The 24,372-nt window shown below is 67.7% G+C and carries 23 protein-coding genes; 8 read left to right on the plus strand and 15 right to left on the minus strand.

Annotation, left to right across the window (positions count from 1 at the left end; translation table 11 throughout):
- Positions 1–13: 13 nt before the first annotated feature.
- The 4 genes from CMO28_RS03185 to coxB all read right to left on the minus strand — a co-directional run bounded on the left by CMO28_RS03185 (position 14) and on the right by coxB (position 3,858).
- Complete coding sequence (locus CMO28_RS03185; protein WP_014746326.1) at positions 14–229, minus strand: hypothetical protein; 216 nt, start codon at positions 227–229, stop codon at positions 14–16.
- Positions 226–1,158, minus strand: a complete 933-nt coding sequence (gene cyoE / locus CMO28_RS03190; protein ID WP_296709489.1) for a heme o synthase — start codon at positions 1,156–1,158, stop codon at positions 226–228. Before cyoE ends, CMO28_RS03185 begins: the two co-directional genes overlap by 4 nt.
- A gap of 226 nt (positions 1,159–1,384) precedes the next feature.
- Positions 1,385–2,980: a cytochrome c oxidase subunit I gene (gene ctaD, locus CMO28_RS03195; RefSeq protein WP_041604984.1), complete on the minus strand. Its 1,596-nt coding sequence runs from the start codon at positions 2,978–2,980 to the stop codon at positions 1,385–1,387.
- Between the two features lie 38 nt (positions 2,981–3,018).
- Positions 3,019–3,858, minus strand: a complete 840-nt coding sequence (gene coxB / locus CMO28_RS03200) for a cytochrome c oxidase subunit II (protein ID WP_296709495.1) — start codon at positions 3,856–3,858, stop codon at positions 3,019–3,021.
- Positions 3,859–4,410: 552 nt separating this feature from the next.
- On the opposite strand from coxB, the gene tldD reads away from it, so the two are divergent.
- Positions 4,411–5,856, plus strand: a complete 1,446-nt coding sequence (gene tldD, locus CMO28_RS03205; protein WP_296709498.1) for a metalloprotease TldD — start codon at positions 4,411–4,413, stop codon at positions 5,854–5,856.
- A gap of 79 nt (positions 5,857–5,935) precedes the next feature.
- On the opposite strand, the gene CMO28_RS03210 is transcribed toward tldD, so the two are convergent.
- The 7 genes from CMO28_RS03210 to CMO28_RS03240 form a co-directional block, all read right to left on the minus strand.
- Complete coding sequence (locus CMO28_RS03210; protein ID WP_296709500.1) at positions 5,936–8,110, minus strand: TRAP transporter permease; 2,175 nt, start codon at positions 8,108–8,110, stop codon at positions 5,936–5,938.
- A 126-nt stretch (positions 8,111–8,236) separates the two neighbouring features.
- Positions 8,237–9,199, minus strand: coding sequence for a TAXI family TRAP transporter solute-binding subunit (locus CMO28_RS03215; protein WP_062761549.1), 963 nt, complete (start codon positions 9,197–9,199; stop codon positions 8,237–8,239).
- Positions 9,200–9,252: 53 nt separating this feature from the next.
- The gene (locus CMO28_RS03220) at positions 9,253–10,116 is read right to left on the minus strand and encodes a 3-keto-5-aminohexanoate cleavage protein (protein ID WP_296709507.1); all 864 of its coding nucleotides are present in this window, start codon (positions 10,114–10,116) and stop codon (positions 9,253–9,255) included.
- Positions 10,117–10,158: 42 nt separating this feature from the next.
- The gene (locus tag CMO28_RS03225) at positions 10,159–11,145 is read right to left on the minus strand and encodes a MurR/RpiR family transcriptional regulator (RefSeq protein ID WP_296709510.1); all 987 of its coding nucleotides are present in this window, start codon (positions 11,143–11,145) and stop codon (positions 10,159–10,161) included.
- A gap of 13 nt (positions 11,146–11,158) precedes the next feature.
- Positions 11,159–12,538 (minus strand): aspartate aminotransferase family protein, encoded by a 1,380-nt coding sequence (locus CMO28_RS03230; protein WP_296709513.1) that lies wholly within the window; start codon positions 12,536–12,538, stop codon positions 11,159–11,161.
- Positions 12,539–12,710: 172 nt separating this feature from the next.
- Complete coding sequence (gene gshA, locus CMO28_RS03235; RefSeq protein WP_296709515.1) at positions 12,711–13,952, minus strand: glutamate--cysteine ligase; 1,242 nt, start codon at positions 13,950–13,952, stop codon at positions 12,711–12,713.
- 193 nt (positions 13,953–14,145) lie between these two features.
- On the minus strand, positions 14,146–14,931 hold the full coding sequence (locus CMO28_RS03240; RefSeq protein ID WP_296709517.1) for a 16S rRNA (uracil(1498)-N(3))-methyltransferase: 786 nt from the start codon (positions 14,929–14,931) through the stop codon (positions 14,146–14,148).
- A 147-nt stretch (positions 14,932–15,078) separates the two neighbouring features.
- On the opposite strand from CMO28_RS03240, the gene ubiA reads away from it, so the two are divergent.
- Positions 15,079–16,035, plus strand: coding sequence for a 4-hydroxybenzoate octaprenyltransferase (gene ubiA, locus CMO28_RS03245; RefSeq protein ID WP_296709521.1), 957 nt, complete (start codon positions 15,079–15,081; stop codon positions 16,033–16,035).
- Here ubiA and CMO28_RS03250 read toward each other — a convergent pair.
- Positions 16,001–16,282, minus strand: a complete 282-nt coding sequence (locus tag CMO28_RS03250; protein ID WP_296709524.1) for a hypothetical protein — start codon at positions 16,280–16,282, stop codon at positions 16,001–16,003. The two genes, ubiA and CMO28_RS03250, sit on opposite strands and share 35 nt — an antisense overlap.
- Before the next feature lie 85 nt (positions 16,283–16,367).
- Between CMO28_RS03250 and CMO28_RS03255 the strand changes: the two genes are divergently transcribed.
- Complete coding sequence (locus CMO28_RS03255; protein WP_296709526.1) at positions 16,368–17,888, plus strand: UbiD family decarboxylase; 1,521 nt, start codon at positions 16,368–16,370, stop codon at positions 17,886–17,888.
- Positions 17,889–17,890: 2 nt separating this feature from the next.
- On the opposite strand, the gene CMO28_RS03260 is transcribed toward CMO28_RS03255, so the two are convergent.
- Positions 17,891–18,034, minus strand: coding sequence for a hypothetical protein (locus CMO28_RS03260; protein ID WP_296709528.1), 144 nt, complete (start codon positions 18,032–18,034; stop codon positions 17,891–17,893).
- A 47-nt stretch (positions 18,035–18,081) separates the two neighbouring features.
- On the opposite strand from CMO28_RS03260, the gene CMO28_RS03265 reads away from it, so the two are divergent.
- Positions 18,082–18,915, plus strand: coding sequence for a metallophosphoesterase family protein (locus CMO28_RS03265; protein WP_296709531.1), 834 nt, complete (start codon positions 18,082–18,084; stop codon positions 18,913–18,915).
- A gap of 89 nt (positions 18,916–19,004) precedes the next feature.
- Positions 19,005–20,168: an MFS transporter gene (locus tag CMO28_RS03270; protein ID WP_296709533.1), complete on the plus strand. Its 1,164-nt coding sequence runs from the start codon at positions 19,005–19,007 to the stop codon at positions 20,166–20,168.
- Positions 20,169–20,186: 18 nt separating this feature from the next.
- Here CMO28_RS03270 and CMO28_RS03275 read toward each other — a convergent pair whose 3' ends face one another.
- Together CMO28_RS03275 and CMO28_RS03280 are read right to left on the minus strand one after the other, a co-directional pair.
- A complete protein-coding gene (locus CMO28_RS03275; RefSeq protein WP_296709536.1) occupies positions 20,187–20,462 on the minus strand; it encodes a helix-turn-helix domain-containing protein in 276 nt (91 codons plus the stop codon).
- 92 nt (positions 20,463–20,554) lie between these two features.
- Complete coding sequence (locus CMO28_RS03280; protein ID WP_296709541.1) at positions 20,555–21,118, minus strand: hypothetical protein; 564 nt, start codon at positions 21,116–21,118, stop codon at positions 20,555–20,557.
- A gap of 312 nt (positions 21,119–21,430) precedes the next feature.
- Between CMO28_RS03280 and CMO28_RS03285 the strand changes: the two genes are divergently transcribed.
- Genes CMO28_RS03285 through CMO28_RS03295 form a run of 3 tightly spaced genes read left to right on the plus strand, consistent with a single transcriptional unit; the run spans position 21,431 to position 24,103 of the window.
- Positions 21,431–22,504: a class I SAM-dependent methyltransferase gene (locus CMO28_RS03285; RefSeq protein ID WP_296709544.1), complete on the plus strand. Its 1,074-nt coding sequence runs from the start codon at positions 21,431–21,433 to the stop codon at positions 22,502–22,504.
- The gene (locus tag CMO28_RS03290) at positions 22,501–23,379 is read left to right on the plus strand and encodes a hypothetical protein (protein ID WP_296709548.1); all 879 of its coding nucleotides are present in this window, start codon (positions 22,501–22,503) and stop codon (positions 23,377–23,379) included. Before CMO28_RS03285 ends, CMO28_RS03290 begins: the two co-directional genes overlap by 4 nt.
- Before the next feature lie 37 nt (positions 23,380–23,416).
- Entirely contained in the window at positions 23,417–24,103 is a 687-nt protein-coding gene (locus CMO28_RS03295) for a dTMP kinase (protein ID WP_296709550.1), read from the plus strand.
- Positions 24,104–24,372 lie beyond the last annotated feature (269 nt).

Here is a 24,372-nt window from a genome sequence, read left to right on the forward strand (position 1 = left end):
CGATACCCCTTCGTCAGCTCATCTTCGCGATGGTGATGGCGAAGAACAGCGCCACCATCGCCCAGAGCAGGGCAAAGAGCGCCCAGTTGCGCTGCCGCATGCGCCGCATCCGGTCCTTCGCCTCGGCCGAGGCGGGGTCGATCCGCTCTTCCACCTCGGCGCGCTGCGGATCGTATTCCGCCGCGTCATGGTGATCGACGGGACCGTTGCGGGTATCGGCAGGCGTCATGACCAGCCCCCCAGACCAGCCGCCTTGTCCACCACCATCAGGGCGAACAGCGCGAACAGGTAGAGGATCGAAAAACCGAACATCGCCTTGGGGGCCCGATCGCCTTCGCTCTTGGCCACGCGGATCGCATGGCCGAGGAAGATGAGGCTGAGCCCGCCGGCCGCCAGACCGTACCAGACGCTGGCCAGGCCCATCGCCCAGGGCACCACCGACAGCGGGATCAGCGCCACGGTGTAGATCAGGATCTGCTTCTTGGTTTCGCGCCGGCCGGCCACGACCGGCAGCATCGGCACGCCCGCGCGCGCATAGTCGCCGGCGCGGTAGAGCGCCAGCGCCCAGAAATGCGGCGGGGTCCACATGAAGATCAGCGCGAACAGCACCAGACCGCCCAGCGACACGTCGCCGCTGACCGCCGCCCAGCCGACCATGGGCGGGAAGGCGCCGGCGGCACCGCCGATGACGATGTTCTGGGGCGTGCTGCGCTTCAGCCACATGGTGTAGATGAAGACGTAGAAGCCGATGGTCAGCGCCAGCAGCGCCGCCGCCACCGGATTGACCGCAAGGCCCATCACCACCACCGAGGCCACCGCCAGCGCTACGCCGAAGGCGAGCGCGGTTTCAGGCTCCATGCGCCCGGCCGGAATTGGCCGGTCGACGGTGCGGGCCATGACCGCGTCGATATCGCGGTCGTACCACATGTTGATCGCCCCCGACGCCCCGGCACCGACCGCGATGCACAGCAGCGCCACGAAGGCGAGCACCGGATGCAGATGGCCGGGCGCCAGATAGATGCCGACGGCGCCCGTGAACACCACCAGCGACATGACGCGCGGCTTGAGAAGGGCGATGAAATCCCGCACCGACGGATCGGCCGCGGGGGACGCGGCATCTGCGGCAACGGCGGTGGAGGTGTAGACGGAGTCGGTCACGGGCGTGGGCCTTGGTCTTCTGGACGCGGTGCGGGGGATGGCACCGACCTGGATGAGCTGCGTGTCGGACGGATGTTCCGTCGCATCCCGATCCACCCGTTCCGGCACCTGCCCGGCCGGTCCGACCGGACGGGTCGGAACGGGGTCGGGCGGTTTCGGGGCCGTGGCCGGCGGTGTGGATGCCGCCGGCCACGGCCCCGAAGGACCGGTCTCGGTCAGGCTGCCGTCACTTCACGCGCGGCAGGCCGTCCTCGAAGGTGTGGAAGGGCGGCGGCGAGGTCACCGTCCATTCGAGGGTGGTTGCACCCTCGCCCCACGGATTGTCGGCGCACTTCTGACCGGCGGTCAACGTGCGGAACACCACGAAGATGAAGAACAGCGCGGCGAAGCCCGAGATATAGGCACCCATCGAGGCGACGTGGTTCCAGCCCGCATACACGTCCGGATAGTCGGGGATACGGCGCGGCATGCCGGCCAGCCCCAGGAAGTGCATCGGGAAGAAGGTCAGGTTCACGCCGATGAAGGTGAGCCAGAAGTGGATCTTGCCCAGCGTCTCGGGATACTGCCGGCCCGACATCTTGCCGATCCAGTAGTAGAACCCGGCGAAGATGGCGAACAGTGCGCCCAGCGACAGCACGTAGTGGAAGTGCGCCACAACGTAATAGGTGTCGTGAAGCACCGTGTCCACCCCTGCATTCGACAACACGACACCGGTCACGCCGCCGACGGTGAACAGGAAGATGAAGCCGATCGCGAACAGCATCGGGGTCTTGAACTCGATGGAGCCGCCCCAGGCGGTGGCGATCCACGAGAAGATCTTGATGCCGGTCGGCACCGCGATGACCATGGTCGCCGCGGTGAAATAGGCGCGGGTGTCGACGTCGAGGCCGACCGTGAACATGTGGTGCGCCCAGACCACGAAGCCCACGACACCGATCGCGACCATGGCATAGGCCATGCCCAGATAGCCGAAGATCGGCTTGCGGGAGAAGGTCGAGATCACGTGGCTGATGATGCCGAAGCCCGGCAGGATCATGATGTAGACTTCGGGATGCCCGAAGAACCAGAACAGATGCTGGAACAGGATCGGGTCACCGCCCTTGGCCGGGTCGAAGAACGCCGTGCCGAAATTGCGGTCGGTGAGCAGCATGGTGATGGCGCCGGCCAGCACCGGCAGCGACAGCACCAGCAGGAAGGCCGTCACCAGCATCGACCAGGCGAACAGCGGCATCTTGTGCAGCGTCATGCCCGGGGCGCGCATGTTCAGGATGGTGACGATGAAGTTGATGGCGCCCAGGATCGACGCCGCACCCGAGAGATGCAGCGAGAAGATCGCCATGTCCACCGCCGCGCCGCCATGGGACACATTGCCCGACAATGGCGGATAGATCGTCCAGCCCGTGCCCGCACCGCCATCGACGAAGGCGGAGCCCAGCAGCAGCGCGAAGGACGGCGGCAGCAGCCAGAAGGAGATGTTGTTCATCCGCGGGAACGCCATGTCGGGCGCCCCGATCATCAGCGGCACGAAGAAGTTGCCGAACCCGCCGATGAGCGCCGGCATGACCACGAAGAAGATCATGATCAGGCCATGCGCGGTGATGACCACGTTGTAGAACTGATAGTCGCCGCCGAAAATCTGGTCGCCCGGAGACGCCAGCTCGGCCCGGATCAGCATCGAAAAGAAACCGCCGATCAGACCCGCGACCACCGCGAACACAAGGTACATCACGCCGATGTCCTTGTGGTTCGTGGAGAAGACCCACCGCTTCCAGCCCGTCGGATGGTGTGCGCCGTGAGCGTCATGTGCGCCCGCGTGTGCCATAACCAATCCCTCTCGTTATCGGATGTGCCCGCGGAAGCTCACCGGCCCGCCAGCGCGACCCGGACCTCGTCGGTCCCGTCGACGCGGGCGAACCTGCCCTGTGCTTCGGTCACCCAGTTTTCGAAATCGCCCTCGGCCCGCGCCTCGATCACGATCGGCATGAAGCCGTGCCGCACGCCGCAGATTTCAGAGCACTGGCCGTAATACACACCCGGCTTTTCGACCCGGAACCAGGTCTCGTTCAGCCGGCCCGGCACGGCGTCCATCTTCACGCCGAAGGACGGCATCGCGAAGCTGTGCAGCACGTCCTCGCTGGTGATCAGCAGGCGGATGGTCTTTCCGGCCGGCACGACGACCCGGTTGTCGACCTCCAGCAGGCGATGACCGCCGGCCGGGAGCGCGTCACCTTCCAGCAGGTTGCTGATGAAGGTGAAGTTGCCGTTGTCCGGGTATTCGTAGGACCAGTACCACTGATGCCCGATCGCCTTGATGGTCAGATCGGCCTCTTCCACCTTGTTCTCGAAATAGATCAGGCGGAAAGAGGGGATCGCGATCACGACCAGGATCAGGATCGGGGCGACGGTCCAGCCGATCTCGAGCAGGGTGTGGTGCGAGCGCTTCGACGGAGTCGGGTTGGACTTCCGATTGAAGCGAAGGACGACGACGACCAGCAGGGCGAGCACGAAAATCGACACGCCGAAGCAGATGTAGAGCAGGATGTCATGCAGATCGACGACCCGCTCCATGACAGGCGTCGCCGGCGCCTGGAGATTGAGCTGCCAGTCATGGGCAACTCCTTCCGCGAACGCCGCCCCGGCCGTCCCGAACAGGACGGCGCAGACCGCGATCAGCGAAGAGACTAGATCCTTGGACCTCATTCTTGGGCCTTCCCCCTGCGGATGGCTCCGCCCGTCTTCTGCCGGACGGCGTTAGACCACGTCCTCAGTTCGCCTTCGTGTGGCAATTGGCCGCATTGGCTGCGACCAAGGCTACACGACGCCCGTAAGTCTAACAAGCCGCACGGATATGGTGTCCATGCAGCTCAACCACGGTTGGAGTCTCCGCGGTTTTTCTGTGCTTCTTAGGCTGAAGCGGAGTCCGCTCGGGAAAAATGCGACAACTTGTCGCACAGAACCTGGAGGCGAATCCGCCATGCGGTCCGGTCCATTCGGCGGGCCCTTCCGTCCGGCATGCTCCCATGGCGATCCGGAAGGAACGACGATGCCGGCGAGGGCTGAAACGGGCGGAAGCAGAGCGTCGCGCGCACGATCCCTTATATCCCCCGGCCGACCGCTCCATATACCATGCATGAACGGCAGGCCGACGTCCAACCCTCTGGCTGGTCCCACGGCCTGCCACATGCCGGGGCAACCGTCCGCCTCGTCTTGAAGTTTCGCCCCGCCCGTCCGACCAGGTAAGGCCCGCAATCCATGCCCGATACCGCCAAGCTCACCGCCACCGATCCCTTCTTCGCCTCGGGGGCACTCGACCGCTCGCGCCTGGAACGCCAGGTCGCCGAGGCGCTCGCGGGGGCGGATGACGGCGAACTCTTCCTCGAATACCGGCAATCCGAAGTGCTGGGCTTCGACGACGGCCATCTGCGCTCCGCCACCTTCGACACCGTCCAGGGTTTCGGCATGCGGGCCGTGGCCGGCGATACCGTCGCCTATGCCCATGCCAGCCAGATCGACGACGACGCGCTGGCGCGTGCCGCCGACACGGTCGGCGCGGTGCTGCGCGGCCATGGCGGCACGCTGGATCTGGCGCCCGCAAAGCCCGGCCCGGCGCTCTACCAGCCGGGCAACCCGCTGGATGCGATGCCCTTTGCCGACAAGGTGAAGCTGCTGGCCGAGATCGATGCCTGGGCGCGGGCCCGCGACAACCGGGTCCGCCAGGTCAGCGCCACGCTGTCGGCCAACTGGCAGGGGGTCGAGATCCTGCGCCCCGACGGCAGCTCCGCCCGCGACGTGCGGCCGCTGGTCCGCATCGGTGTTTCGCTGCTGGTGGGCGAAGGCGACCGCCAGGAAAGCGGCTATGCCGGCGCCGGCGGCCGCGCCGGCTATACCGCCTGGGTGGCGCCGGAACGCTGGCAGGCGCTGGTCGAAGAGGCGCTGTCGCAGGCGCTGATCAATCTGGAAGCCGCCCCCGCCCCCGCCGGCGAGATGACCGTGGTGCTGGGCTCCGGCTGGCCCGGCATCCTGCTGCATGAAGCCGTGGGCCACGGGCTGGAAGGCGATTTCAACCGCCGCAGGCTCTCGGCCTTCTCGGGGCTCATCGGCGAGCGTGTGGCCGCCCCCGGCGTCACCGTGGTCGACGACGGCACCCTGCCCGACCGGCGCGGCTCGCTCACCATCGACGACGAGGGCACGCCCTCGTCCCGCACCGTGCTGATCGAGGACGGCATCCTGAAGGGCTATATGCAGGACCGGATGAATGCCCGGCTGATGGGCGTGCCGGTCACCGGCAACGGCCGCCGCGAAAGCTATGCCCACCAGCCGCTGCCGCGGATGACCAACACCTACATGCTGGGCGGCGACAAGGATCCGGCCGAGATCATCGCCTCGGTCAAGCGCGGCCTCTATGCCAAGGAATTCGGCGGCGGCCAGGTCGACATCACCTCGGGCAAGTTCACCTTCTCGGCCTCGCTCGCCTATCTGATCGAGGACGGGAAGATCACCCGGCCGGTGAAGGGCGCCACCCTGATCGGCAACGGCCCCGACGTGCTCAAGCGGGTGTCGATGATCGGCAACGACATGGCGCTCGACGGCGGCATCGGCTCGTGCGGCAAGGACGGCCAGTGGGTGCCGGTGGGCGTGGGCCAGCCGACCCTGCGCATCGACGGGCTGACGGTGGGCGGCACCGAAATCGCCGCCTGATCCACAAGCGACCGACTGAAAAACCCCCGCCGGGCGGCCTGCCCGGCGGGGGTTTTGCGTGTCGGCCCGGTGCCGCAGATCAGCGGGCCGCAGCCGGCCTGCGGTCCGGCCCGGCGGTACGCCGCTGCCAGAGATAGATCACGGCCAGCAGCGCCAGGGCCAGGGCCTGCACCTCGATCCGCCCCATCAAGGGGATATAGGGCGCCAGGAAGCCCGGCCGGAACATGGCGAAGGCGACGGCGAACAGCGCCAGCCGCTCCCAGCCCTTGCAGGCCCGGGCGAACCAGCCCTGCAGCCCGGCGGCGAAGGCGAACATCGCCGCGACCGCACAGATCGAGATCCAGGCCAGATGGATCGGATCGTCGATCCACACCGCCCGCCCGGCATCGTCGACGCCCGAGATCATCAGCAGATCGGTGTTGAACAGGAAGATGAAGGGCAGGATCGCCGTCCGCATGTCGTAGGTGAAGCCCTGGACGCCGGTTTTGATCGGGTCGGCGCGGGCGATGGCTGCGGCGGCATAGGCGGCGAGCCCGACCGGTGGCGTGTCGTCGGCCAGGATGCCGAAATAGAACACGAAGAGATGCGCCGCGATCAACGGGAAGATCAGCCCGGCATCGCCGCCCAGCTGCACGATCACCGGCGCGGTCAGCGTCGCCATGATGATGTAGTTGGCCGTGGTCGGCAGGCCCATGCCCAGGATGATCGAGGTGATCGCGGTCAGCACCAGCATCAGATAGATGTTGCCGAAGCTGATCACGTCGATGAGGGTGACGAACCGCCCGACCAGGCCGGTGATGGTGACGGCGCCCACGATGATCCCGGCGGCCGCGGTGGCGACGCCCACCGCCACCATGTTACGGGCCCCGTTGATCAGCCCTTCGAAGATGTCCTGCAGCCCCTGGGCGACGCCGTCGCGCAGGATCTGCCCCATGGGCGTGCCCGGTTCGCGGGTCAGCCAGGCCAGGATCGGCCGCTGCACGATCATGATCACGGCCATGGCCTCGATCGCCAGCAGCACCGACAGCGTGGCCGAGCGCTGCAACACCACCAGATACCAGACCAGCACCACCACCGGGATCAGGAAGTGCAGCCCGGCGAAGAAGGTCTGGCGGAAGCGCGGCAGTTCCGAGCGCGGCACCGGCTTCAGGTCCAGCTTGCAGGCTTCGAGATGGACGACATAGAGCAGCGCCAGATACGAGATCACCGCCGGGATCAGGGCGGCGCGCACCACGTCCAGATAGGGAATGCCCAGGATTTCCGCCATGATGAAGGCGGCAGCGCCCATCACCGGCGGCATCAGCTGGCCGTTGGTGGAAGCCGCGACCTCGACCGCGCCGGCCTTGTGGGCGGGCAGGCCGACCTTCTTCATCAGCGGGATGGTGAAGGTGCCGGTGGTGACGGTGTTGGCGATCGACGAGCCCGACACCAGCCCGGTCAGCCCCGAGGCGACCACGGCCGCCTTGGCCGGCCCGCCGCGCAGATGGCCGAGCAGCGAGAAGGCGACGTCGATGAAATAGCGCCCGGCGCCCGCCCGATCGAGCAGCGCGCCGAACAGCACGAACAGGAAGACGAAGCTGACCGACACGCCGATCGGCACACCGAAAATGCCGGTGTCGCTGAGGTACATGTCGCTCATCAGGAAGTCGAGCGGCACGCCCGGATGGCGGATGATGCCGGGCAGCCAGGGGCCGACGATGCAATAGCCGAGGAACACGATCGCCAGGATCGCGAGCGCCGGCCCAAGCGTGCGCCGGGCGGCTTCGAGCAGCAGGATGATGGTGACGAGACCGAACCAGATGTCACGCTGAAGCGGCAGGCCCGCACGCATGACGATCTCTTCGTAATCCCACCAGAGATAGAGGACCGCAACCGCAGCCACCACCGCCAGCACCAGGTCGTAGACCGGCACCCTGGTCAATGCCGACCGCGGCCCCCCGGACAGGCGGTCGAGCAGTTTCGCCAGGCGGCCATCGGGCTCGCGATAGGCCGGGTAGCACAGGAAGGCGAGCAGCAGGGCGAAGGTCAGGTGGAACACCCGCGCCAGGAACTGGTCGAAGGGCACATAGGCGATATAGAGCTGAAAGGCCGACCAGCCGAGGCAGAGGGCGACGATCAGCCAGCGCATCACCGAGCTTGTCGGCGCGCGCGCCCCCGCTTCGACCTGCGCGACCAGGGCCTCGGCCGCCGCGATGTCGCCCTCGCCCTCACCCTTCGGGGGCGCAGCGCGGCCCCCCGTTTGCGATGCAGCCATCAGGCCCCTCCTCCCCGGCATTCGCCGCAGGCGCGGCTCGGAATGCGCATGAAACCTCGTGAACCAGATCTGAAAAGACGATGCCGCCGCCCGGTTCCCCAACCGGGCGGCGGCATCACGGCCGGATTACATCCAGCCCTTCTCCTTGTAGTACTTCTCGGCGCCCGGATGCAGCGGAGCGGTCAGACCCTCCAGCATCTGCTTGGGCTCCAGGTCGCGGAAGGCGGCATTCGACGCCTTGAAGGCATCGAAGTTCTCGAAGAAGGTCTTCACGAAGGTGTAGACCGTGTCTTCCGAGACGTCGGAGCTGGTGATCATCGTCGCCTTGACCGCATAGGTCTCGGTCGGATGATCGACGCCGCGATAGGTGTTGGCCGGGATGCTGGTCATCACGTAATAGGGCCGCTCGCCGACGAACTTCTTGATCGCGTCGGAGTTGACGTTGATCAGGTCGATCTCGGTCGAGTTCGCCGGATCCTCGATCGCCGCCGACGGGTTGCCGACGGTGTAGAAGAAGGCGTCGATCTTGCTGTCGACCAGGGCGCGCGAGGCCTCACCCTGCTGCAGGCCCTGGGCGTTCAGATCCGCGTCCGGATTGATGCCGTAAAGGTCCAGCACGTCCATGGCATTGCCGCGCTGGCCCGAGCCCGGATTGCCGATGTTGACGGTCTTGCCCTTCAGATCCTCGACCGACTTGATGCCGGTCTCCTTGCGGGTGACCAGCAGCACGGTCTCGGGGTGGACCGAGAACACGCTGCGCAGGTTCTCGACCTTCTTGCCGTCCCAGTCGGCCGCACCGCTCCAGGCATTGTAGTTGGCGTCGGACTGCGCGACGCCGAAGTCGAGCAGGCCGCGGCTGACGGCATTGACGTTGAACACCGACCCCAGCGCCGGACGGCCGACGCAGTTCAGCTTGTCGGCCGCCTGCTTGTTGATGATGGCACAGGCCTGCAGCGCCACCTGATAATAGACGCCGGTGACCGCACCGCCGCCGATCAGAATGTCGGTGGCCGCCGCGGCCGGAACCGTGGCGCCCGCCAGACCCGCGGCGAAGACGGTGGCCGCAAGGGCCGTTTTGCGAACGAACATCGCTCTCCCTTTCCCCTCGTTACTCGGTCGTTGGAAGTTTCCGGGGCCCGGCCTCAGCCGATCCCGAACAGGGCACGCGCCGTCGCCGCATCGGCGACGGGCCGCCCCAGCGCCGCCGCCACCCCGGCCGCCTGGCCGATCAGTGCGGCGTTGTCCGGGGCGGGGGCCCCGTCGCGCAAGGTCATGTTGTTCTCGAAGCCGAGCCGCGCATGGCCGCCCAGCGACAGCGCCGCACCGGTCGCCGCCAGTTCCGCGGGCCCGAAGGCGCAGACCATCCAGGGGTCCTCGAACCCCGTCTCGGCACGGGCGGCCAGAAAGCCGACCAGATCCCCCGGCCGGCCGCCACCCGGGGCATAGCGCCCCAGCACATACAGCACCGGCGCCGCACCGCCATCCAGCCCGCCGGCCACCGGCAGGATGCCCCGGTCGCGCAGGCGGGCCAGACGCTCCACCTCGTGCGCATCATAGAGGATCCACTGCCAGCGGCCACCCGCCGCGGCCAGATCGTCCAGCAGCCGGTAGAGATCGGTCTCGGCCGCACGCCCGGCCCCCTCGGGCAGGAATTCCTTCAGCCCCAGCGAACAGAAGCCGGGTTTCAGCGCCCGCATCGCGGCAATCTGCGCCGGCGCGTCGTAGACGCCCGCCGCCTCGCTGGTCACCTGGATCAGCAACCGGTCGCCGGTGGCGTCTTCCACCGCGGCGATGGCCGCACGGTAGAGATCGGCGTCCAGGCTGTGCCGGCCATCGGCATCGCGGACATGCAGATGGATCATCGACGCCCCTGCCGCCACGGCATCGGCGGCGGCCTGCGCCAGCTCGGCCGGCGTCAGCGGCAGGGCGGCATGATCGACCTTGCCGCGGCGCGCACCATTGGGTGCCACCGCCAGAACCGCTGGCGTGTCATAAGCCGTCGTCATCAACGCTGCCTCTTGCTGGGGGCGGACAAGATGCTCCGCCGATCATCCATCATCGACCCCGCCTTGTCTGCCCGTGATCGCACCGGGCTTCGAAGTTGAGCGATCTTTTCGCGATCCGCGGGGTGCGATGGAACGTCGTTGCGCCGGACCGTCGAGCAATGTGCGAAATCCGTCGAGATGGGCTTCGGCCCGGGCCACACGGTCGTCGGCAGGCGCGCCGATGCCCACCGCCACCAGCCCGACCAGGGCCTGGGCAAGGGCCAGCCCGCCGGTCAGGGAGCGGAAGATGCCAGGCCCGTCATGGGCCAGCAGCAGGACATGATCGGCATAGGCGGCGACCGGGCCGTCGCGGTCGTCGGTCAGCACCACCACCGTCGCCCCGGCACCGGCGGCAAAGACCACCGCATCGCGGGTCGCCCGGGCATAGCGGGTGATGGTCGCCGCGATCAGCACGTCGCCCGGCCCCAGATCCCGCAGCCGGTCGGGCAAGAGCCCTGCCGCATCGCCGGCAAGCGTGACGCCGGGCCGGACCAGATCGAGTGCATAGGCCAGGAAGAAGCCGAGGGTGTGGCATTTGCGCTGGCCGATCACCACCACCCGGCGGGCGGCCACGATCGCCCCGGCGGCTGCCGCCAGCGCCGGGGCCGCATCGGCCCCGAGGCTCTGGTCCAGATTGGCCCGGTCGGCCGCCAGAAAGTCGGCGACCAGCCCGGCAGGGCCGGCACCGGCGCCCAGACGCTGCAGCCGGCGCGAGCGGTCGGCATAGCGGCCGTCGCCGCCTCCGGCCAGCCGGTCGCGGAACAGCGCCCCCAGTTCGGTGAAGCCGGCATAGCCCAGCTTTTCGGCCAGGCGCACGAAGGTGGCGGGCGTCACCCCCGCTTCGTCGGCAAGGCGGCGCATCGACACCAGCGGCACGCGGTCGGGATGGTCGAGCAGATGGCGCGCCGCGCGGCGCAGCTGCGGGCTGAGACCGTCCATGCCGGCCTCGATCCGCTGCAGCACCTCGTCCGCGCCCGCCGCTCCGCTCATCTGCCCCTCTGGTTCAGGCGGCCGCAAGGCCAGTGGCGGCCAGGGCGGCATCGATCGCCGCCCCCAGCCGGTCGACGGCGAGCGCCAGCTCCTCTTCCGTCGCGATGAAGGGCGGCGCCAGCAGCACATGATCGCCCGAGAGCCCGTCGACGGTGCCGCCGCCCGGATAGCAGATCAGCCCGCGGGCGAAGGCCTCTTCCTTGATCTTTTTCCACAGCCCCGCGCCGGCCGGGAACGGCGCCCTGCTCTCGCGATCGGCGACCAGTTCGATGCCGCGGAAAAAGCCGCGGCCGCGGATGTCGCCGACATAGGGGCGGTCGCCCAGCCCCTCGCGCAGCAGCCGCTCGAAAACCGGGCCCATCTCGCGGACCCGGGCCACCAGCCCGTCGTCGCGGATCGCCTCCTGCACCGCCAGCGCCGCGGCGCAGGCGACCGGATGGCCCATATAGGTATGGCCGGTGGTCAGACCCAGCCGGCCGGTTTCGATCACCCGGGCGATCTCGTCCGACACCAGCACCGCGCCGATCGGCTGGTAGCCGGCCCCCAGCCCCTTGGCCATGACGATGATGTCGGGGGCGATGCCGTCGGCCTCGCAGGCGAAGGTATGACCGGTACGCCCCATGCCGCACATCACCTCGTCGAGGATCAGCAGCACACCATGGCGGGTGCAGATCTCGCGGATGGCCTTGAAATAGCCCTCGACCGCCGCGACGGCACCAAGCGTCGCGCCGACCACCGGCTCGGCCAGGAAGGCGAGCACGGTCTCGGGCCCCTGGATCAGCAGCTCACGCTCGAATTCCGCCGCCAGCCGGGCGCCGTATTCGGTGTCGCTCTCTCCGGGCAGGCGATAGCGATAGGCATGGCAGGGGGCGACATGGACCACATCGCCCATCACCCAGGGCAGAAAGGGCCGGCGCCGGCCGACATTGCCGGTGGCGGACAGGGCCCCCAGCGTGTTGCCGTGATAGCTCTGCCGGCGAGCGATCACCCGGGTGCGGGCCGGATCGCCCCGCTCCACCGCATGCTGCCGGGCGATCTTGAGCGCGCTCTCGATCGCCTCGGACCCGCCCGAGACGAAACAGACCTTGCCGAAGCCTTCAGGTGCCGCCTCGGACAGCAGATCGGCCAGGCGCTCCATGGGCTCGTTGGTGAAGAAGCCGGTATGGGCGAAGGCGACCCGGTCCAGCTGGGCCAGGATCGCAGCACGCACCCGCGGATCGCCATGGCCGAGACACGAGACGGCGGCCCCGCCCGAGGCATCCAGATAGCGGCGGCCGTCCTGGTCGATCAGCCAGCAGCCCTCGCCGCCCACGGCGACGGCAGGCTCGGCGGCGGAAGCCCGGTGAAGCACGCGGGACTGGGCGCGGTTGCGGCGCAGCGGGATCTCGGACATGGCGTCTCATCCGGATGATGCGGGGGGTCCGGATGATGCTAGGCCGCTGAAATCGTGGATGCAACGTCCGTTTTACTGAAACATGAATGTTGCATATGTTTCATCGGCGGCTGAAACGAATCACGGGGGCCCGACGGCCCCCGTGTTCCTCCGACAGCCGTGTCAGGACGGGTCAGATGACCTGCTCGCGCGCCGCAGCCAGCGCCGCCAGACTACCCAGTACCCCGAAAACCCGGAAGGGACAGGGCGCGTCGCCGCCATTGCCCGCAGGCTCGATCCGCGGCTCGACCTCGTCGCACATCTGGGTGAAATAGGCGCCCATGGCGTTCAGGCTGTCATACTCGCCCCGGCCCTTGTTGACCCGGTAGAACCCGCCGACCGCCCGGCCGTCGACCAGATAGATCACCGGCTCGGCGCTTTCACCCTCGATCAGGTCGACCGTCGGCACCCCCTCCTGGACGATGACCTCGGTGTTGAGGGCACCTTCCTTGATGACGTTCATCTTATGCCGGGTCTTCTTGTTCATCTCCAGGATGTCCTCGCCCGACCGCGCGGTCATGACACCCATGCCATAGGTGCCGCTGTCGGCCTTCACGAAGACATAGGGGTCGCTTTCGATGCCGTATTGCCGGTACTTCTCGCGGGTCAGGTGCAGCACCTTGTCCACGCCGCGGGCGACACAGCCGAGCCCCGCCTTCTCGCGGAAATTGATCTGGCCGCACTGGTGCCACAGCGCCTGGATCAGCCAGGGATCGACGTCGAACTCTTCGGCGAAGGCGTCGGCGACCTGGGCATAGGCCGAGAAATGGCCGCTCTTGCGCCGGCGATACCAGCCGAGCGACAGCGGCGGGATCACCGGCTGTTCCAGATCGACCAGGATCGAGGGCGCGCCCGCGGTCATGTCGTTGTTCATCAGCACCACATCGGGCACGAAACCGTCGGCGGTGCCGATCCGGCCGTCCTCGCGGCGCAGCGGCTCGACCCGGATATCGGCACCGGTCGCCGTCTCCAGCACCATCGCTTCGTCCAGGTCGTACATCAGGCTGCCGAGACGGACCTCCCAGCCGGCCTGTTCGATGATCCCGGCCAGCACCCGCACGTTTTCAAGGTAGTGCAGATTGCGGGTGTGGTTCTCGGGCACGATCAGCAGCCGCCGGCCATCGGGCGCCACCCGCGCCAGATGGGTCTTGAACCGTTCGGATGCCCGGCCGCGGGCGGCGCGAGAAATATTGTTGAACCCGGCCGAGAACAGGTTGGTGTCGACCGGGGCGATCTTGACGCCCGAATGGCGCAGATCGACCGAGGCATAGGGAAGTGCCGGGGTCTCTGCGAACCGGGCGTCGAACCAGGCGGTGACCTTGTCGGCCTGGGACGCAAGGATGTCGTCGAGAAGCGGCAGAATGAGCGTCTGCATGGGACGGGCGGCCTCCGGGTGTCGGATCCGGCAGACGGGCGTCTGTCGGCGGGAAGAGCGCCCGCCACCCTGATCGTGATGACCGGCCGGCGGGGCATGCGGCCCGGCAGGACCGGACCGGACGGCACCGCCTTCGGCGGCACCGGGGGCGCCGCATGCAGGGCGCCCCTGAAACGGGTCTCCCGGCCGGGCGTCAGCCCGGCAGGGAAGTCGGCGGCCCGGGTCGGTGGCGGGCGCCACCGCCATCCGGCGCCAGGGCCTGCAGGACGGCAAGCCCCGCGATGACCGCGGTTTCCGCCCTGAGCACGCGCGGGCCCAGGCCGATCGCGGTCAGATGGGGCCGGGCACGAAGCCGGTCAAGCTCGGCCGGATCGAAGCCGCCCTCGGGCCCCGTCAGCAGCCCGGCCGGACCATCGCCCAGCATGGCCGCGACGGCCGCGGCCGGACGCCCGGCCCCGGTCTCGTCGCCGAAGACGACCGGCAGGTCGTCCAGACGGTCCAGCACGGTATCCAGCGGTTCCGGGGCATGGATAGAGGGCACGGTCAGCCGTTCGCACTGCTCGGCGGCTTCGCGCGCGATGGCGGCAAGCCGGTCCATGCGCAGCCGGTCGACCACGGTGCGGCGGGTGACCGCGAACCGGATCGCGGTGACGCCAAGCTCGGTCGCCTTTTCGACCGCAAACTCCACCGGGCCGCGCTTGACCGGGGCCATCACCAGTTCCAGCCGCCGTTCGGGCGCCGGCAGACGGTGCTGCGCCACCAGACGCGCGGCCGCACCGCGCTTGCCCACCGCCACCAGCTCCGCCGCCCATTCGCCGTCCCGGCCGTTGAACAGGGCAAGCGCCGCCCCGGTCTCGCGCCGCATCACCGCCCGAAGATAATGGGCCTGATCCTCGTCGAGCAGCAGTTCGCCCCCGGGGGTCATGGGCCCGGTCAGACGGTCGGGATCGAGGTAGAGGCGGGGCGCATCGGCGGCCATGGGATCTCCGTATCGGCTCTTCTCCCCAAGAGCTATAGCGCCCCTGATCACGGGTTTGAAGCCCAAGCCGGTGCATTGCCGCGCTTGGCAACCCTGCGCCCAACGGATAAACCGGCATGAGGAGCCAGAGCCCGAGGAGCCAGCGCCATGGCCGAACCGGCCGCGAAGTCCAGGACCGGTCATACCGACATCCACGCCGACAAGGGGCTGATGCGCCTTCTGCCCGAGGGGCTGAAGCCCTATGCGCTGCTGGCGCGCTGGGACCGGCCCATCGGCTGGTGGCTGCTGCTGCTGCCCGGCTGGTGGGCGATTGCGCTGGCATCCCCCCAGGGCGGCCTGCCCGACCTGCTGCTGATGGCGGCCTTTCTGGTCGGCGCCGTGGCCATGCGCGGTTTCGGCTGCACGATCAACGATCTGGCCGACCGGCATTACGATGCGAAGGTGGAACGCACCCGCAGCCGGCCGATCCCGAGCGGCCGGGTGACGCCGCTGCAGGCGCTGCTCTTCCTGGTGCCGCAGGGGCTGGTGGGCCTTGCGGTGCTGGTGATGCTGCCGGTGCCGGCGATCGTCATCGGCCTCGCCTCGCTGGCACTGATCGTGCCCTATCCGTTCATGAAACGGATCACCTACTGGCCGCAGGCCTGGCTGGGCCTCACCTTCAACTGGGCAGCCCTGGTCGGCTGGGCGGCGGCCAGCGGGGCCGGGGACCTGGCAGCCATGACACCGGGCCTGCTGCTCTATGCGGGCGGCATCTTCTGGACGCTCGGCTACGATACGATCTATGCCCATCAGGACCGCGAGGACGATCTGCTGGTGGGCGTGAAATCCACCGCCCTCGCCCTGGGCCGGCGCACGAAGCCGGCGGTGGCGGTGTTCTATCTGATCTTCTGGGGCTTCACGGTCGCCGCCGGGCTCAAGGCCGGTTTCGGCGCCGGCTGGGTGCTGGCCATGGCCTTCACCGGCTCTCACCTCTTCTGGCAGATCCGCAGGCTCGACATCGACGATCCGGCGCTGTGCCTGAAACTGTTCAAGTCCAACCGCGATATGGGGCTGATCCTGCTCGCCACCATCATCCTGGCCCGCCAGGTCCCCCTCGGCGGATGAGCCGGGCGAGCGGCCGGGCCAGAAGCAGGGCGAGGGCCAGGATCCAGGCACCGGCCGGCATGTCGACCGCCGGCGGCAGGAACGGGCGCAGGATCAGGATGACCAGAACGGCACCCGCCACCTTGACCAGCTGGCGGTCGATCAGATCGAACCGCGCCCAGATGCCCCGCAGCCATCCTTTGAAGCCGGCCGGGGCGCCGGGACTTGTCTCGGGATCCTTCGCCGCCATCATCTGCTCCATGACCATCTGAACATCGCCTCTGCACTTGACCGCGGCCCCCGGGACGGGTCAAGTCCGCACACCCCCGAAAGCCGAAGCGAGGCCGCCACCGATGCCCTATGACAGCCTGCGCGACTTCATGGCCCGTCTAGAGGCCACCGGCCGTCTGGTCCGGGTTCGCGAGCCGGTCTCCACCGTGCTCGAGATGACCGAGATCCAGACCCGGCTGCTGGCCGAGGGCGGGCCGGCGGTGCTGTTCGAAAAGCCGGTGATGCCGGATGGCAGCCTCTCGACCATACCGGTGCTGGTCAATCTGTTCGGTACGGTGGAACGGGTCGCCTGGGGCATGGACCGGGAACCGCCGCAGCTGCGCGGCGTGGGCGAGACGCTGGCCTTCCTGCGCCAGCCCGAACCGCCGGGCGGCTGGCGCGAGGCGCTGGACATGCTGCCGCTGATGAAGACGGTGATGGCGATGCGGCCGAAGACGGTCTCGCGCGCGCCGGTGCAGGAGGGGGTCCTGCGCGGCGACGAGATCGACCTCACCCGCCTGCCGGTCCAGACCTGCTGGCCGGGGGAGCCGGCACCGCTGATCACCTGGCCACTGGTGGTGACCCGCGGCCCCGGGGGCGAGAAGACCGACGGCTACAATCTCGGCATCTACCGCATGCAGGTGCTGGGGCGAGACCGCACGCTGATGCGCTGGCTGCGCCACCGCGGCGGCGCCCAGCATCATCGCCGCTGGGGGCTGAGCAAGCGCGAGCCGCTGCCGGCCGCGGCGGTGATCGGCGCCGATCCGGGCACGATCCTGGCCGCCGTGACGCCCGTGCCCGACACGCTGTCGGAATACCAGTTCGCCGGCCTGCTGCGCGGCCGCAAGGTGGAGCTGGTCGATGCGGTCAGCCAGCCGCTGAAGGTGCCGGCCACGGCCGAAATCGTGCTGGAAGGCGAGGTCAGCCTCGACGATTACGGCGACGAGGGGCCCTATGGCGACCACACCGGCTATTACAACAATGTCGAGCCCTTCCCGGTCTTCCGGGTGACGGCGGTGACCATGCGCCGCCAGCCGATCTATCTCTCCACCTTCACCGGCCGGCCGCCGGACGAGCCCTCGGTGCTGGGCGAGGCGCTGAACGAGGTGTTCATCCCGCTGATCCGCCAGCAATTCCCGGAAATCATCGACTTCTGGCTGCCGCCCGAGGGCTGTTCCTACCGCATCGCCGTGGTGTCGATGCGCAAGGCCTATCCCGGCCATGCCAAGCGGGTGATGATGGGGGTGTGGTCGTATCTGCGCCAGTTCATGTACACCAAATGGGTGATCGTGGTGGATGACGACATCAATGCGCGCGACTGGAAGGACGTGATGTGGGCGATGTCGACCCGCATGGACCCGGCGCGCGACATCACCGTCATCGAGAACACCCCCATCGACTATCTGGACTTCGCAAGCCCCGAATCCGGCCTCGGCTCCAAGATCGGCCTGGATGCCACCAATAAATGGCCGCCCGAGACGAAGCGCGAATGGGGCAGGGAACTGCGCATGGACCAGGCGGTCATCGACCGGATCGACCAGATCTGGCCGAAGCTGGGGCTGCCGGGATCGGGGCAGGCGATCTGGAAGCCGGTGAAGGATTAGTTTCAGCTGCATACGACGACAGATATGAACGCAATGGAGAAGGCAAACCGCCGGATCGCCGAGCGTAAATCGGGTGTTGCAGGCTGATCCGGCGCCGCCGGATCTTCCATCGCCAGACGTATCGCCGTCGCGAAGCTGCCACGCATCCATGCTACTGTCTTCCGTCCCGCCCATGGCCACGGATGACACCCGCATGCTGCGCATCCTCCAGATCACCGATACCCATATCAGCCCCACCAAGCCGCATTTCGCGTCGAACTGGGCGCCGGTCGCGGCGCTGGCGCGGGCGATTGCACCGGATCTGGTGGTCCACACCGGTGACGTGACCGTCGACGGCGCCGATATGGTGGAGGATCTGGCCCATTGCCGCTGGCTGATGGACGGGCTGGAACTGCCCTGGGCGGCCGTGCCCGGCAATCACGATGTCGGCAGCGAGAACCCCGACCATATCCAGGCGGTGAACGATCTCCGCATCTCGCGCTGGGAAGCCCATTTCGGCCCGGACCGCTGGCTGCGCGATGCCGGGCCGTGGCGGCTGATCGGGCTGAACGCCATGCTGATGGGATCGGGCCACCCGCGTGAGGCCGAGCAGGCGGACTGGGCCGGCGAGGTGCTGGCCGAGGCCGAGGCCACCGGCCGCCCCGTGGCGCTTTTTCTGCACAAGCCGCTGTTCCTGAACGACCCCGACGAAGACGACCGCGGCTATTGGAGCGTGCCTGGCCGAGCACGCGGCCCCTATGTGGAGGCGATCCGCCGGGGCACGGTGAAGCTGGTCGCCTCGGGCCATCTCCACACCGCCCGGATCTTCCGTCGCGACGGCACGGTCTTCGCCTTCGGCGCGTCCTCGGGCTTCATCGTCGACAAGCTCGCCCCGGCCGATATTCCGGGCGAAAAGCGGCTGGGGGCGACGCTGCACCTGCTGGACGAGGACGGCACGGTCGAGTCGCGCCTGCTGAGCCCCGAGGGGCTCGACACCTATGTGATCGACGATGTCGTCCACGAGGTATACCCCCCGCAAGGCCGATAGCGACCGCAGGCCCCCGATACCCCGGCTTGTCGTTCCGCAAACGCTGTGCGTAAATTGCGGCGCACACAGGCATCCGGAACGGGATTTTGATGGCACTGCGCCTCGACATGATCGCTCTGCTGGCCGCAAGCACCCTGACCGTGATGTCTGGGGCGGCCATCTCTCCCGCCCTGCCCGGCATGGCGCAGCATTTTGCCGAGGTGCCTGAAGCCGGCCTGCTGGTTCGTCAGGTGCTGGCGGCTCCGGCCCTGGCGATCGTGGCGACCAGCTGGTTCATCGGCATCGCCATCGACCGCACCGGCTGCCGCCCGGTCATCCTGATCGGGCTGGTCCTGTTCGCGCTCGCCGGAACAGCCGGCTTCTATCTCGACGATATCCTCTCGCTGCTGGTCAGCCGACTGGGCCTCGGCATTGCCGTCGGCATGCTGCTTGCCGGCTGCACCACGGCAATCGGCACCCGGTTCGACGACGACGATCGCGCACGCATCACCGGCCTGCAGGTGGTGGCAATGTGCGTCGGCGGTGTCGTCTTCCTCGGCCTCGGTGGGCTGGCTGCGCGTGATGGCTGGCGTATGCCTTTCCTGCTCTATCTGGTTGCGGTCCCGATGCTGCCGCTCGTCATGGCCGGGCTGCGCCGCGAAACCGTCCGCCCGCGACCGACGGCCACGGAGCGGGCGCCGTTGCCTTGGAAGACACTGGCCTGGATCTATCCTGTCATGACGCTGGGCATGGCCACGTTTTACGCCGTCCCCGTTCAGCTCCCCTTCCTGCTTCACGAGGCGGGCATCACCGACACGGCCGCGATCGGCGGAGCCATTGCCCTGTCGACGCTGACATCCGGCCTGGTTGCAGCAAGCTTCGGCCGCATACGGGACCGGGCGGGCGCGCGGGCGGTCTTCGTGGCCTGTTTTGCATTTACCGCGGCAGGCTATCTGCTCATCGGCCATGCCGGCGGCTTTGCCGGCATGGCCGTGGGGTCGGCGATCTCCGGGATCGGCTTCGGCGCCTTCTTCCCCAATTGCGCAACTCTGCTGTTCACACGGGTACCGCACACCCTGCGCGGCAGGGCCATGGGCGGGCTGGGTGCTGCGATGTATCTGGGACATCTGTCCGCCCCGGCGATCACGCGCACCCTCTCCGCCACGGCCGGCCCGGCCGGCAGCTTTCTGGTTCTGGCCGGCGTTTCCGCAGTGATGGCCACGGGCTTTCTGGTTCTGGGCAACCGATGCGCACCTGCCGGCGGCCGAAGCTGAACGCCCGGATCAGAGACCTCAGGGATCGATCGCCTCGGCCCGCATCGCCATGACCACCGCCACGATGCGGTTGCTGACACCCAGCTTGTTCATGGCACCACGCATGTGGAAATCGACCGTGTGGCCCGAAATCCCGAGAATCACTGCGATGTCCAGATTCGTCTTGCCCCGTGCCGCCCATTCCAGACATTCCCGCTCTCGTCGCGACAGTCGCGGAAGCGCCTGAAGGCGCTCGGTTGCAGATGTCTCACGGCGACGCGAGACGACGACCTCCCTTCCGATGATCCGGTTCATGATCCCCCCACCGGCAGCCGCCGGCTCGTGAAATATTTTTGCAACAATGCTGCAAAAGACACCGAGAGTTGTCAATGCGACCATAAAATTACTTATAGTTGATATCCTGTCATCGAAACCGCCACCAGGTCACCGCCTGCCGGATCGGCCTGGCGGCGAATGTCCAGGTGATCGACGGGCAGACCGCCCACGCGACCGATCCTCTCCCACACCGCCGCGGTACAGACGATGTCGGCCTGCTTGAGAAGCGCGTGACCGTCGAGCCGGAGAACATCCTCAACCGGTGGCCCCACGATCACGACCTCTTGGCGAGGATCTCCAGGGAGGGCCGCCGCCAGGCCGTAGATTACCGGACCGGTGGAGAGAATGATGCCGCACGTCACCTTTTCACCGCGTTCACGCCCCCATTGGCCAAGAACGGAGAGAATGCGGATCGCCGCCGCCATTGCCGCAAGCGCATGATCACCTCGGCCGGAATGCCCGGTGGGGGTTCCGAATGATGCGAGCATGCCATCGGCGAAGAATCTGTCGGCATGCCCCCCCGCCGCAACGACCGCGGCTGCCACGCGGGTCTGATAGCCCCCAACGAACTCCATCACCAGATCAGGATCGAGTGCCGCCGCCGTCCGGCGGAAACCGTGCAGATCGCACAACATCACGGTGGCGTCACAACGCCGCCCGCGCCCCGGCGTCAGCCGATCTGCCCGTCCACTGGCAGGCTGCGCCCCCGTCGCTGCTACACGATCCATCCGGCACCCCCGATTGAAGAGGGGGTCCCTGCATGGCCCCCCGGACCATGCAACCACGGCGCAGTCAACAAGGCGCCCTACGGATCCGCGTAGGTTCATACTGATGGCAAGGCGGTGTTCAATCGAAGGGTGCGCCCCACCGTCGACAGACACTGCGCCGCGCATCCCTTGCGGACCCCGACCTTCCCGGGGCCGCCTTCGGCGACGGAGGATCCGCCCATGTCCCGCCGGATAGAATACGAGGACAGCGCCAAGGCCTATTTCCAGGATCGCCTTCTGGAGCCCGCCGTCGCCGCTCTGATGTCACCATTGATCGTCCTCGGTGACCGCCTGGGGCTGTATCGGCTGCTGGCGGCAGAAGAGGCGATGTCTCTTGAAGAACTGGCATCCGCCAGCGCCACCCATCCCCGCTTTCTATCCGAATGGCTCGCTGCGGGATGTGCCGCCGGTCATCTGACCTATATCCCTGAGACAGGTCGGTACCGGCTTGAGGATCACCCCGCCCTGGGTCTGGCGCTTGACGATAGCCCGATCTTCATTCCCGGCGCCCATCAGATTGTCGTCGCCCTGTCCCGCTCGATCGACCGTCTGGAGCATGCCTTCCGGACGGGGCATGCCGTCGGCTGGCACGAACAGGACCCGCTGCTGTTTGAAGGGTTGGACCGGTTCATCCGCCCGGGTTACGGAAACAACCTGGTCCCCAAATGGATACCGGCTCTGGGACCGCGGATGATGCAGTGCCTGACGGCCGGCGGACGGATCGCCGATATCGGTTGCGGCCGCGGCGCGGCGGCGCTGCAGATGGCTGCGGCGTTTCCCGCAGCCAGGGTCACCGGGTTCGACAATCATCCGGAGTCGATCGCCGACGCCAACGCTGCCGCCGAAGCGGCCGGCATCGGAAACGCCACCTTCATTATGGCCGAAGCGGCAGAACTGCATGATGGGCCGTTCGATCTCGTGACCTGCCTGGACTGCTTCCACGACATGGGCGATCCGGTCGCCGTCGCACGTGCCGTCCGCGACGCGCTGTCGGATAACGGCAGCTGGCTGCTGGTAGAGCCGGCAGCCGGCGACCGGTTGGACCAGAACGTCGGGATCGCGGCCCAGATGTTCTATGCCGTATCGACCGCCGTCTGTGTTCAGGCGGCGGCGGCCACCCACCCCGACGGGCCGGTGTTGGGGGCCCAGGCCGGTCTCAGCCGGCTTGTACCGATTTTTGCGGAGGCGGGTTTTTCGCATGTGGAGACCATTGCACGAACGCCCTTCAAAATGATCCTGGAGGTGCGGCCATGACCGTCATCGCAACGCCGCCCGCCGACATCACACACTGGACGGCGATGCGTCCGCTGTATCGGCCGATCATCGACGGTCGTTCGATCTATCTCTGGCTGCTTCTGGTCGAGCCGGCGCGCGTGGCTGCCAGCAGCGACATGGGCGCGACCGGCGGCCGGCATCGGCTGTGTCATCCTCGCAACCGCCTGGCCGGTCTGAGCGGTCGCGACGTGCCCCGCCAGGCCGAGGGGCCGGCCCTGCTCGGTACCGGCTGCAGTCCGGATCTGCAGAGGGCAGTGGCCAAGGCAGTGGCCAGCCTCAGAGAAGCAGGGTTCGGCCACCATATCGAACTGGCCATGGGGGCGATCGATACGACGCCGGGCGACAGCCGGCACGACCCGCCGGAACTCGCCCGACTGCAGGCGGCTTCCGCCATCGACATTGATCCGGTTCGTGTGGCCGAAGTCGCCGCCGGCTGTTGGGCGCGTGCCATCATGGCGGCTGAGGACGGCAGGCCGATGCCCGCAGGAGAGGCGGCCTCTGCGGAAGCAGCGGCACTCGTCGCCTGCTTTGCCGCAGCAGCCGCCGTCGAAGCCGCATATCGGCTCCGCCCCGATCCTGCCTCCGGCGCGGCGGCATCGGCAGAACGGGCAGCCGTCGCTCTGCCGGCGCCGTCGGATTTTGCCGACCTGCTCCACCGGCTTCGGGACAGCCTGCCCCTGCTTTGCGAGGCGACCGCCTGCCTTTACCCGCACTGGGGCGGTCATGTCTTCATGTTCGATACCGTTTTCGACCACGCCAAGGCCCTGCCGCTTTCCCCTGATCTGAAGCAGGCGGCTTCGGCTGCGGTCAGCCGGGGCATCGGTCGGGCCCTGGCCGGCACGCATATGCCGTAACCTTGCCGCGACGCAGCCCTCCTTCAGGAGAGAGACCATGCCAGCGACCCTGCACATCGCCATAGAAGGCGTCGACGGCGCCGGCAAGACCACGGTGCGCAATGCGCTCAGTCGCGCGATGATCCGCGCCGGTCATCCCTGCAGCATCACCGGACCTCATGCCTGGCTGGACGTCGATGCCGGCCGCAGGATCGTCGCCTTTCGCGAACGCCGCGGTCCGGTCGAACCGGCCGCCGTCTCCGATGCATGGTTCCGCGACAAACAGGTCATCGCGACCCGGGTGATCGCACCGGCGCTCGATCGGGTCAGCGTGCTGTCGGATCGATATGTCTTCAGCGACGCCGTGTATCACGAGGTTCTGCTCGACATTCCGGCCATGACGACACTGGAGCGGCATCTGCATGCCGGTACCCGCATGCCAGATCTGCTGCTCTATGTCGATGTCGACGCGGAACTGGCCCTGGCGCGGATCGAGGCCCGCACCGAAGCCCGACATTTCTACGAGGACCGGGCCCATATCGGCCCCTTGCTCGACTGCTTCCGCAGGGTCGTCGCAGAGGTGGACCGCCGCCGCCTGGCGCCGGTCCTGACTTTCCTGAATCATCGGGCAGATGTTGCCGCGGCGGTCGAGGAAGAGATTATGCCGGTGGTCGTTGCAGCTCTGGGAAACGCCGCTGAAACATCCCCATCCAAGCCTTCGGACAGAATGGCCGCACGGAAATAGCCGGTGAAATTGCGCATATATCCGACCCGCACGATCTTGAGGTAGTAGTCGGCCAGGCTTTCAAAGCCGAGCGGGGTCCGCCCCAGATGTCCGCTGACCGCGTCACGGATCCGCAGGATCGACGGAGCTACGCGCACGCCGACCAGCTCCGGCAGTTCAGTCGGGCGGCAGGTAAGAGCCCGTCCGGAAGGTTATTGAATCCGGTGAATCCGTTGTGATTCTATGCCGCGCCAGAGGAAATGGGAGCGGACAGAATGTGGACGACGGAA

Source organism: Tistrella sp. (assembly GCF_002684955.1).
GTDB lineage: Bacteria > Pseudomonadota > Alphaproteobacteria > Tistrellales > Tistrellaceae > Tistrella > Tistrella mobilis.

Bases quoted from the DNA above. Each gene is read 5' to 3' on its own strand.
- CMO28_RS03240 (WP_296709517.1), bottom strand. From the start codon at position 14,931: ATGGCCGCCGATGCGCCCCGCCTCTACCTCGATCCCGACCGTCTGACC.
- CMO28_RS03220 (WP_296709507.1), bottom strand. From the start codon at position 10,116: ATGACGACGGCTTATGACACGCCAGCGGTTCTGGCGGTGGCACCCAAT.
- CMO28_RS03280 (WP_296709541.1), bottom strand. From the start codon at position 21,118: ATGTTGTGCGATCTGCACGGTTTCCGCCGGACGGCGGCGGCACTCGAT.
- CMO28_RS03295 (WP_296709550.1), top strand. From the start codon at position 23,417: ATGCCAGCGACCCTGCACATCGCCATAGAAGGCGTCGACGGCGCCGGC.
- CMO28_RS03215 (WP_062761549.1), bottom strand. From the start codon at position 9,199: ATGTTCGTTCGCAAAACGGCCCTTGCGGCCACCGTCTTCGCCGCGGGT.
- coxB (WP_296709495.1), bottom strand. From the start codon at position 3,858: ATGAGGTCCAAGGATCTAGTCTCTTCGCTGATCGCGGTCTGCGCCGTC.
- CMO28_RS03230 (WP_296709513.1), bottom strand. From the start codon at position 12,538: ATGTCCGAGATCCCGCTGCGCCGCAACCGCGCCCAGTCCCGCGTGCTT.
- CMO28_RS03250 (WP_296709524.1), bottom strand. From the start codon at position 16,282: ATGGTCATGGAGCAGATGATGGCGGCGAAGGATCCCGAGACAAGTCCC.
- ctaD (WP_041604984.1), bottom strand. From the start codon at position 2,980: ATGGCACACGCGGGCGCACATGACGCTCACGGCGCACACCATCCGACG.
- CMO28_RS03285 (WP_296709544.1), top strand. From the start codon at position 21,431: ATGTCCCGCCGGATAGAATACGAGGACAGCGCCAAGGCCTATTTCCAG.
- CMO28_RS03265 (WP_296709531.1), top strand. From the start codon at position 18,082: ATGCTGCGCATCCTCCAGATCACCGATACCCATATCAGCCCCACCAAG.
- ubiA (WP_296709521.1), top strand. From the start codon at position 15,079: ATGGCCGAACCGGCCGCGAAGTCCAGGACCGGTCATACCGACATCCAC.
- CMO28_RS03275 (WP_296709536.1), bottom strand. From the start codon at position 20,462: ATGAACCGGATCATCGGAAGGGAGGTCGTCGTCTCGCGTCGCCGTGAG.
- CMO28_RS03255 (WP_296709526.1), top strand. From the start codon at position 16,368: ATGCCCTATGACAGCCTGCGCGACTTCATGGCCCGTCTAGAGGCCACC.
- CMO28_RS03290 (WP_296709548.1), top strand. From the start codon at position 22,501: ATGACCGTCATCGCAACGCCGCCCGCCGACATCACACACTGGACGGCG.
- gshA (WP_296709515.1), bottom strand. From the start codon at position 13,952: ATGCAGACGCTCATTCTGCCGCTTCTCGACGACATCCTTGCGTCCCAG.
- CMO28_RS03270 (WP_296709533.1), top strand. From the start codon at position 19,005: ATGGCACTGCGCCTCGACATGATCGCTCTGCTGGCCGCAAGCACCCTG.
- CMO28_RS03260 (WP_296709528.1), bottom strand. From the start codon at position 18,034: ATGCGTGGCAGCTTCGCGACGGCGATACGTCTGGCGATGGAAGATCCG.
- CMO28_RS03210 (WP_296709500.1), bottom strand. From the start codon at position 8,110: ATGGCTGCATCGCAAACGGGGGGCCGCGCTGCGCCCCCGAAGGGTGAG.
- tldD (WP_296709498.1), top strand. From the start codon at position 4,411: ATGCCCGATACCGCCAAGCTCACCGCCACCGATCCCTTCTTCGCCTCG.
- CMO28_RS03225 (WP_296709510.1), bottom strand. From the start codon at position 11,145: ATGAGCGGAGCGGCGGGCGCGGACGAGGTGCTGCAGCGGATCGAGGCC.
- CMO28_RS03185 (WP_014746326.1), bottom strand. From the start codon at position 229: ATGACGCCTGCCGATACCCGCAACGGTCCCGTCGATCACCATGACGCG.